Source organism: Cyanobium sp. T1B-Tous (assembly GCF_024345475.1).
Taxonomy (GTDB): Bacteria; Cyanobacteriota; Cyanobacteriia; order PCC-6307; family Cyanobiaceae; genus Cyanobium_A.
Genome location: NZ_JAGQBE010000087.1, coordinates 1 through 7990 on the forward strand (window position 1 = coordinate 1; position 7990 = coordinate 7990).

At 65.7% G+C, this 7990-nt stretch carries 9 protein-coding genes and 2 pseudogenes; 7 read left to right on the forward strand and 4 right to left on the reverse strand.

Going from position 1 to position 7990, the window contains the following annotated elements:
* The coding region (locus tag KBY71_RS13725; RefSeq protein ID WP_254929455.1) for an alpha-ketoglutarate-dependent dioxygenase AlkB at nucleotides 1-267 on the forward strand (267 nt) is incomplete at its 5' end.
* Between the two features lie 32 nt (nucleotides 268-299).
* Here KBY71_RS13725 and bchM read toward each other — a convergent pair.
* Both bchM and KBY71_RS13735 read right to left on the reverse strand, forming a co-directional pair.
* Complete coding sequence (bchM, locus tag KBY71_RS13730) at nucleotides 300-1019, reverse strand: magnesium protoporphyrin IX methyltransferase (RefSeq protein ID WP_254929456.1); 720 nt, start codon at nucleotides 1017-1019, stop codon at nucleotides 300-302.
* 25 nt (nucleotides 1020-1044) lie between these two features.
* Complete coding sequence (locus tag KBY71_RS13735) at nucleotides 1045-2247, reverse strand: N-acetylglucosamine-6-phosphate deacetylase (protein WP_254929457.1); 1203 nt, start codon at nucleotides 2245-2247, stop codon at nucleotides 1045-1047.
* Here KBY71_RS13735 and purE point away from each other — a divergent pair.
* Both purE and KBY71_RS13745 read left to right on the forward strand, forming a co-directional pair.
* Complete coding sequence (gene purE / locus KBY71_RS13740; protein ID WP_254929458.1) at nucleotides 2241-2822, forward strand: 5-(carboxyamino)imidazole ribonucleotide mutase; 582 nt, start codon at nucleotides 2241-2243, stop codon at nucleotides 2820-2822. The genes KBY71_RS13735 and purE overlap by 7 nt on opposite strands.
* Entirely contained in the window at nucleotides 2822-3934 is a 1113-nt protein-coding gene (locus KBY71_RS13745; RefSeq protein ID WP_254929459.1) for an AI-2E family transporter, read from the forward strand. Before purE ends, KBY71_RS13745 begins: the two co-directional genes overlap by 1 nt.
* Here the strand turns inward: KBY71_RS13745 and cysC are convergent.
* Nucleotides 3891-4547 (reverse strand): adenylyl-sulfate kinase, encoded by a 657-nt coding sequence (gene cysC, locus KBY71_RS13750; protein WP_254929460.1) that lies wholly within the window; start codon nucleotides 4545-4547, stop codon nucleotides 3891-3893. The genes KBY71_RS13745 and cysC overlap by 44 nt on opposite strands.
* A 115-nt stretch (nucleotides 4548-4662) precedes the next feature.
* Between cysC and KBY71_RS13755 the strand changes: the two genes are divergently transcribed.
* Nucleotides 4663-4989 carry a type II toxin-antitoxin system VapC family toxin gene (locus tag KBY71_RS13755; protein WP_254929461.1) on the forward strand — a complete coding sequence of 109 codons (327 nt, stop codon included), beginning with the start codon at nucleotides 4663-4665 and terminating at the stop codon, nucleotides 4987-4989.
* 9 nt (nucleotides 4990-4998) lie between these two features.
* Here the strand turns inward: KBY71_RS13755 and KBY71_RS13760 are convergent, their stop codons facing one another.
* Nucleotides 4999-5343, reverse strand: coding sequence for a translation initiation factor (locus KBY71_RS13760; RefSeq protein WP_254929462.1), 345 nt, complete (start codon nucleotides 5341-5343; stop codon nucleotides 4999-5001).
* A gap of 553 nt (nucleotides 5344-5896) precedes the next feature.
* Between KBY71_RS13760 and KBY71_RS13770 the strand changes: the two are divergent.
* The 3 genes and pseudogenes from KBY71_RS13770 to KBY71_RS13775 form a co-directional block, all read left to right on the forward strand.
* A pseudogene (locus KBY71_RS13770) lies at nucleotides 5897-7485 on the forward strand (IS3 family transposase).
* A gap of 31 nt (nucleotides 7486-7516) precedes the next feature.
* Nucleotides 7517-7612: pseudogene (locus KBY71_RS15215) on the forward strand (DNA helicase UvrA); the annotation flags it as partial.
* Between the two features lie 113 nt (nucleotides 7613-7725).
* Nucleotides 7726-7990, forward strand: a 265-nt coding sequence (locus tag KBY71_RS13775; RefSeq protein ID WP_254929465.1) for a hypothetical protein, incomplete at its 3' end; no start/stop codon positions are given.

The following is a 7990-nucleotide window of genomic DNA, read 5'->3' on the forward strand; positions in this document are numbered from 1 at the left end:
GATGCCGCTGCGCCGATCGCCTCCCTCAGCCTGGGAGCCCCCCGCGACTTCCGCCTGCGGCCCCAGCCCAGCCCCCGCCGAGCCGCGGGCGCCGCGTCACCGCTGGGTTTTGGCGGCGACGCCTGCACCCCGTTCAACCTCCCCTTGCACAACGGCGATCTGCTGCTGATGGAGCCCCCCACCCAGCTGTGGTGGCAGCACGCCCTGCCGCGGCGGCTGCGGCTTCAGCAGGAGCGGCTGAACCTCACTTTTCGGGTGGTGGGTTGATTGGGTGGTGGGTTGAAGGCCCTGTTCCAGGCTCAGGTCCCCTGGCGCTCAAAGGCGATCAACCGGGAGAAGTAGAAGGGGGCCTTGTTGAGGCTGCGGCGCATCGGCTTAAAGCCCGCCTCCTCGGCCGCTTTGACAATGCCGGCCTCGCGCAGGGTGTAGGCGCGGGTGGTTTTGCTGGGGCCGGGGAACAGTTGGCCGATGCCCTTGAGCAGGGCCAGCAGCGGCGTGTAGGGGGCAAAGCTCACGATCAGGTGCCGCTCGGCCATCGAGGCCAGGTGGCGCACCATCGCCTCGGCGGGCTGCTGGGGGTAGTGGATGAACACATCCAGGCAGATCACCGTGTCGTAGCGGCCGCTGAGGCTTTCCAGATCGGAGGCCAGGAAGCTGATCCGGCCCGGGGCGATGCCGGCGTCGACGCTCCGGCGCTCCGCCTCCTGCACCATGGCGGCGGAGAGGTCGGAGGCGGCAATCGAGCCGGCCCCCAACTGGGCCAGGGGCAGGGTGAGGCTGCCCACGCCGCAGCCGGCGTCACAGAAGCTGCGCTGCTCAAGGTTGCCCTGCTCCTGCAGCCAGGCCAGCACGTTGTCGACAGTCTTCTGGTGGCCGATGCGGATGTTGCGCTGCACCCGGTTGACGTCGTCGCTGTCGCTGTAAATGCGATTCCAGCGGTCGAAGCCGGTGGTTTCGAAGTAGCCCTTCACCTCGAGTTTTTCGGCCTGGTTGGCTTCCAGCAGTTGCTCGGGGGACATGGAACTTCCGGTCGTGGCGCGGATCCTAGGCAGTGACGTCCAGGCTGGGTCGCTGCCAGATCAGGCCCTCGGATCCGTCGTGCCAGCGCAGGGTTTCGATCAGCGGTGTGCCCAGCAGCAGCTCGGGCAGGGTGCGGTCATCCCCCAGCACCCGCCGGGGCACCACGGTGGCGGCGGCGATGGCCCGGGCAGGCTCGCCCGTCCACTGGGCCAGGCGCCGCGCCCCCTCCAGCAGGGGCAGGGTGACGCCCGCCAGGGTGCCATCTTCCAACCGGCAGCTGCCGTCTTGCACGATCAGCAGCCGTTCATCCCAGCGGTGCTGGCCCTCCCCCAGGCCGTAGGGGGCCAGGGCATCGCTCACCAGCACCACCTGGTCTGGGGCCAGTCGCTGCAGCAGCACCGCCATGGTGGGCGCCACGTGCACGCCATCGGCGATCAGGCCGATCGCCACGTCCCCCCGCAGGGCGGCCGCCGCCACCGGACCCGGTGCCCGCCGGTGCATGTCGGGCATGGCATTGAAGGCGTGGGTGAGCATCGTCACCCCGGCCGCGAAGGCGGCGTGGGCCTGGGCTTCGCTGGCGGCGCTGTGGCCCAGGCTCACCACGATGCCCCGTTCGGCCAGGGCGGCGATCACGGTGTCGGCGCCCTCGAGCTCGGGGGCGAGGGTCACCAGATCGATGTCGTCTTCGAAGCCGGTGATGCGCTCCAGCAGGGCCGCCAGGCTCGGGGTGGCCAGGTGCTGGGCGGGGTGGGCGCCGCGCCGGGTGGGCTCCAGAAACGGGCCCTCCAGATGGGCTCCCAGCAGTTGGCAGCGGCCCGGGCGGTGGGCCTGCCGGGCCGCTGCCAGCACGGCCAGGGCCTGGCGCAGCGGTTCCACAGCGCAGGTCACCAGGGTGGGGCAGATCGCCTCCACGCCATCGCGCCACAGCCGCTCCAGCAGCTCCCCCAGCCGCGGCAGGTCGGCCTCGGTGAGTTCGGGGAAGGCCAGCCCGAGGCCCCCGTTGATCTGCAGGTCCACCCCGGCTGGGCTGAGCCAGTCGCCGTCCCAGTCGTCACCGGCGGCCCGGCTGCCGTCCGGCAGGGGCTCCACCACCGCGATCAAGTCGTCGTCGTCGAGGCCGATGCGCCAGCGCTGCTGGGCGCCGTGGCTGCAGCGCCGGGCCGGGGCCAGGCGAACGTTGCTGAGCCAGCGCATGGGCAGAAGGGCCACCAGACGGGACAATGCCATTCTCTGCCTGCGCCGGCGTGGTTGCCCTCTCCTCCCCCGATTCGCCCCAGGACCCTGGGGTCCCCAGGGTCGCGGTGGTGATGGGCAGCGACTCCGACCTGCCCACCATGCAGCCGGCGGTGGCGATCCTGCAGCACTTCGGAGTGGCAACGGACGTGCGCGTGCTCTCAGCCCACCGCACGCCGCTGGAGATGGTGGCCTTCGCCCAGCAGGCTGCCGCCAGCGGGCTGAAGGTGATCATTGCCGGCGCCGGCGGGGCCGCCCACCTGCCCGGGATGGTGGCCGCGCTCACCACCCTGCCGGTGATTGGCGTGCCGGTGCAGAGCCGGGCCCTCTCCGGCGTGGATTCACTCCACTCGATCGTGCAGATGCCCGCCGGCATCCCCGTGGCCACCGTGGCCATCGGCAACGGCACCAACGCCGGGCTGCTGGCGGTGCAGATCCTGGCCACGGCCGATGCCCGTCTGGCCGAGGCCCTGACGGCCTACCGGGCCGGGCTCCATGCCCAGGTGACGGCCAAGGACGCCCGCCTGCAGGAGCTGGGCAGCCAGGCTTACCTCGAGCAGATGGGCTGATGCTGGAGCGCCTGGTACTGCCCCCCTGGTTGAAGGCTGGCCTGGCCCTGCCGTTGCTGGTGCTCAATCTTTGGGTGCTGCGCCAGCTGCTGCTGCCCTTGGCCCCCTTCCCGGCCCTGTTTGTGGCCGCGGCCCTGATCGCTTTTCTGCTCGATCTGCCCAGCCGCTGGCTGATGGGCCGGGGACTGCCGCGGGGGTTGGCCTACGCCCTGGTGGTGGGGGTGAGTGTGGGCCTGATTGGCCTGGCCGCCGTCTGGTTGGTGCCCCGTCTGATCGAGCAGCTGGGCGAGCTGATCACGGCCTTGCCAGGTTGGTTGGCCCAGGGGGAAACCCTGTTGCAGCAGCTGCAGGACTGGGCGGTGACGCGCGGGCTGCCCACCGATTTCGGCGACCTCAGCAGCGAACTGCTCACCCGCACCAGCCAGCTCGCCCGCCAGTTCAGCCAGCAGCTGCTCAGTCTGTTGGGCACCACCGTGGGCCTCACGGTGAACACCGTGATCGTGCTGGTGCTGGCGGTGTTTCTGCTGCTGGGCGGTGAGGGGATCAGTGCCGGCCTGGCCCAGTGGCTGCCGCCGCGGGTGCGGGAGCTGGTGGTAGCCACCTTGAACCGCACCTTCCGGGGTTATTTCGCCGGCCAGGTGGTGCTGGCGTTGATCCTCAGCCTGGCCCAGATCGTGGTGTTCACCTTGCTGGGCATTCCCTATGGGGTGTTGTTTGCGGTGGCGATCGGCTTCACCACCCTGGTGCCCTATGCCAGTGCCCTCACGATCGTGGCGGTGAGCGTGCTGCTCGCCCTGGACGATCCCCGTACGGGTCTGGAAGTGCTGGCCGCGGCCATCAGCGTGGGCCAGGTGGTGGACCAGGTGATCCAGCCCCGGCTGATGGGGCGGATTGTGGGGCTCCAGCCGGCCTGGCTGTTGATCAGCCTGCCGTTGGGTGCGCGCCTGGGCAGCCTGCTGGGCCTGGGGGATCTGCTCGGCCTGGTGCTGGCGGTGCCGGTGGCCAGCTGCGCCAAGACCTTTCTCGATGCCTGGGGCGACCAGCTCCGCTCCGGGGAGGTGCCGGTGGTCAGCTCCCCGGCGGGATCACGCCCTGAGCCGCCAGATAGCTGAGCACCACGGCCACCGAATCCTCCAGGCTCTGGGCGCCGGTGTCCACCCGCAGCTCGGGCTGCTCGGGCGCCTCATAGGGGCTAGAGATGCCGGTGAACTCCTTGATCTCGCCGGCCCGGGCCTTGGCATAGAGCCCCTTGGTGTCGCGCTGCTCGCACACGTCCAGGTTGGCGGCGCAGTGGATCTCGATGAAGTCGCCGGCGTCCACCAGGGCGCGGGCTTTGTCGCGGTCGGCCTTGAAGGGTGACACGAAGGCCGTGAGCACCACCACCCCCGCATCCAGAAAAAGCTTGCTCACTTCGCCAATGCGGCGGATGTTTTCCTCGCGGGCGGCATCGGAGAAGCCCAGGTCCTTGCAGAGGCCGTGGCGGATGTTGTCTCCATCCAGCACGTAGCAGCTGAGTCCCCGTTCAAACAGGGCCGAGTTCACGGCGTTGGCCAGGGTGCTCTTGCCCGAGCCGCTGAGGCCGGTGAACCAAAGGATGGCGCTGCGGTGGCCTTGTTGTTCGGCCCGGGCTGCCCGGTCCACCGTGGTGTGGTGCCAGGCGATGTTGGTGGAAGCCCCCTGGTTGGTGAGTGCGCCGTAGGTGGGGGTGGAGGGAGCGGCGGACATCGGTGCTGGGCGTTGGGACGGATCGGGCCATTCTCCCCTGTGCCTCGCGTCAGGCCCTTGAGACGGCCCAACCTTTCGATCCCGATTCGCTTTACGACGAGCAGGACTTGCCGGCGTGATTCTGGATACTTCTGTGCTGCTCGCAATTCTTCAGCGAGAACCTGGGTGGGAGCGACACCAGCAGGCGCTCGAGCAAGCTGAAGTTCTACGCATGTCCGCAGGCACCCTGCAGGAGCTGCTGCTGCTTGCACACTGCCGTCGTGTGCTCGAACCGATGCGGACGTTGCTGGATCTCATTGATCCTGATGTGGTGCCGTTGGATGCGGATCTGGCAGAGCGCGCCCAGCTCAACTTCGGGGATTGTTTTGCGGCGGCACTTGCTGAGCGTGACCAATTGCCCCTTGGCTACATCGGCGACGATTTCACCAAGGCGGGCTTCTGAGCTTGCGCGTCAGCCTCCCGCCTGCTTGGGCCGGTAGCCGGCCTTCTCCAGCGCCCCCAGGGCCACGGCCACCTGGTCTCCCTGCAGCTCGATCACGCCGTCTTTGACGGTGCCGCCTGTTCCGGCAATGGCCTTGAGCTGTTTGAGCAGGGTCTTTAGCTCGGCTTCCGGCGCCTCAAGGCCCGTGATCGCTGTCACTAGTTTTCCGCCTTTGCCGGCCTTGGTGCGCTGCACCCGCACCTGCTGCTGGGCCTTTGGGCTGGGTGCGCCCGCTGGGCCGGATCCAGCCGGGGTGGGCCTGGCCGTGCTTGCGGAGTTGCTGCTGAATTCCTGCCAGCCGCCTTTTCTTGCCATGCCGAACCCTGCGCTTCTGCTCCGGAGTTTGATCGTTTGCTGTCGCACTTCAGCAGCAGCCTTCAGCCGCTTGTATGCCTGATCCCCGATCAACGGTGCTAGGTCAACCAAAGCAAATCGCTTAAAATTAACTTTGATGAGGTCGAGAAAAGTATATGCAACTTAATCCAGGCAAAGTTGGCTAGGGGAGGGGATTTATCAAAAGAAAATGGGTGTAGAATTGATCGAGAAACTCATGCTCAGCGAGATTTGCCCCGTAGTTTACGGCTTGTCGGGTGATATTCACCAGGCTGCAATCAGGTTCGGGATCTGGTCGTTAATGTTAGAATTTGAAAATTCATATCAAAAGCGAATGTAGGCCAGAAAGAAATGAAAATCACAGAGGGAAGCAGATTGCCTTAGCATTAAGCAATTAAATATTCATCTCGCCCTTCCCCTTGATGGGAATTAAGCCTCTATTTACAAATAAATAGCGACTGCCCCCTCTGCCAGGAAAGTTGACGCCTCTCCATTCCGACCTCGTTTCAACCAGGGGGCTTGATGGAGCAGAGCAATGCGTCGCTACAGCGAGGCGGTCAAAGCTGATGTGAGGAGGCGGATGGGCCCGCCGCACCGGCAGAGCGTGGCCCAGATCTCAGCCGAGCTGGGCATTCACGTCGTCACCCTCTACAACTGGAGGAAGACCTGGCGGTTGCAGGGGGAGGTGGTGCCGGCATCGGAGAAGGATCCTGAGGGCTGGGGTGCCACCGACAAGTTCACGGTGGTTCTGGAGACCGCTGGGCTAAACGCCACCGAGCTGAGTGCCTACTGCCGGGAGCGGGGCCTGTACCCGGAGCAGGTGGAACGGTGGCGCCAAGCATCCCAGGATGCCAACCAAAAGCCAGTGCTCACCTTGAAAGAGCAGAAGGAGCTTGAACGGCTCCGCGCCCAGGATCAGAAGGAGATCAAACGGCTCAAGCAGGAGCTGAGGCGGAAGGAGAAGGCGCTGGCGGAGGCGGCAGCGCTGCTGATCGCCTCAAAAAAGATTCAGGCCTTCTGGGGAGAGGACGGGGACGACTGACCTCGCCGATCGACCGCCAGAAGGCTTTGCAGATCCTCGATGAGGGAATGACAGACGGTGCCAGGGCCAGCGAACTGGCCCGGCTGCTGGGCGTGGGGCTCACCACACTGCAGCGCTGGCGACGGCAGTTCGCAGGCGATGGGGACGGCTTGGACGGCCGCAAAGGCAGCCATCGCCATGTGGCCCACCGCCTCAGCGAAGAAGAGCGCCAGCGGATCCTGCTCACCTGCAACGAGCCTGAATTCGCCGCCCTGCCGCCCGGTCAGATCGTGCCGATCCTGGCCGACCGTGGCCGGTATATCGGTTCAGAGCGCAGCTTCTACGGAGTGCTCCACGCCCATGGCCAGGCCCATCGCCGTGGCCGGGCCCGGCCACCCCACGAGCCCAGACAGGTTCCACGCCTGCGGGCCGCAGGTCCGAATCAGGTGTGGAGCTGGGACATCACCTATCTCCCCACCACCGTCCGGGGGATCTGGCTGTACCTCTACCTGGTGATCGACGTCTGGAGCCGGAAGGTGGTGGCCTGGGATGTCGCCGAGCGCGAGGATCCAGCCATCGCAGCGGATCTGGTGAGCAGGGCCTGCCTACGCGAGCGGATCAGTAAAGGCCGCCGTCAGCCGCTGATCCTCCATGCCGACAACGGCAACGCCATGCGTGCTGCAACGCTGGAGAACCGGCTGGAAGAGCTGGGCGTGCTCAGATCCTTCTCGAGGCCAAGGGTGTCGAACGACAACCCCTACTCCGAATCGCTGTTCCGAACGGCGAAATATCGGCCTGACTACCCCAGCCGGCCGTTCACCAGTCAAGAGGCAGCCTGTCAGTGGGTGGCATCATTTACGGACTGGTACAACCACCGGCACCGCCATAGCGGCATCAAATTCGTGACTCCCCAGCAACGCCACAACGGTGATGCTGTGGAGATCTGCCGTCACCGGGCTGTCGTCTACGAACAGGCACGCCAAAGGCATCCACGCCGGTGGTCACGATCGACGCGTTGCTGGCGTCAACCGGAAGTGGTGTGGATCAACCCGCCCCCACCAGAAACCGAACTCAATTCAGCTACGTTGACGATGGCTGCCTGAATGGCAGCAGGAGCGTCATCTTTCCTGGCAGTCACCGGAAGAGGTGGCTGTCCATCCCACCAGTCACACGGGTCGGTATCTCAAGCAGGTGCTGGAGCAGCATCCTCCTGAGGTGGTGGTGGGTTGAGAAGAGAGGATCCGAGGATTGCGTCATCCTCTTGCGACAACAATGTTGATGACGACGTCATGATTGTTTTGCTAAAGCTGCCACTGTGAGTGGGCCTTGTTTATCTTTGGCTGATGGCTTACATCCTTACCCATTACTGGCCAGGTGCGACGGAAGAGCAGTATCGGGATGAAGTTGCAGCTGTTCATCCAAAAGGTGGTTTGCCAAAGGGGCAGCTCCATCACGCAGCAGGAGCCGTTGATGGTGGCGTGTTGATTGTGGCAATCTGGGACTCCAAGGAGTCATCAGATCGCTTCGTTGCCGATGTGCTGATGGCTCATGTGCCTGAACCCCCCTCTGCCAGGAAAGTTGACGCCTCTCCATTCCGACCTCGTTTCA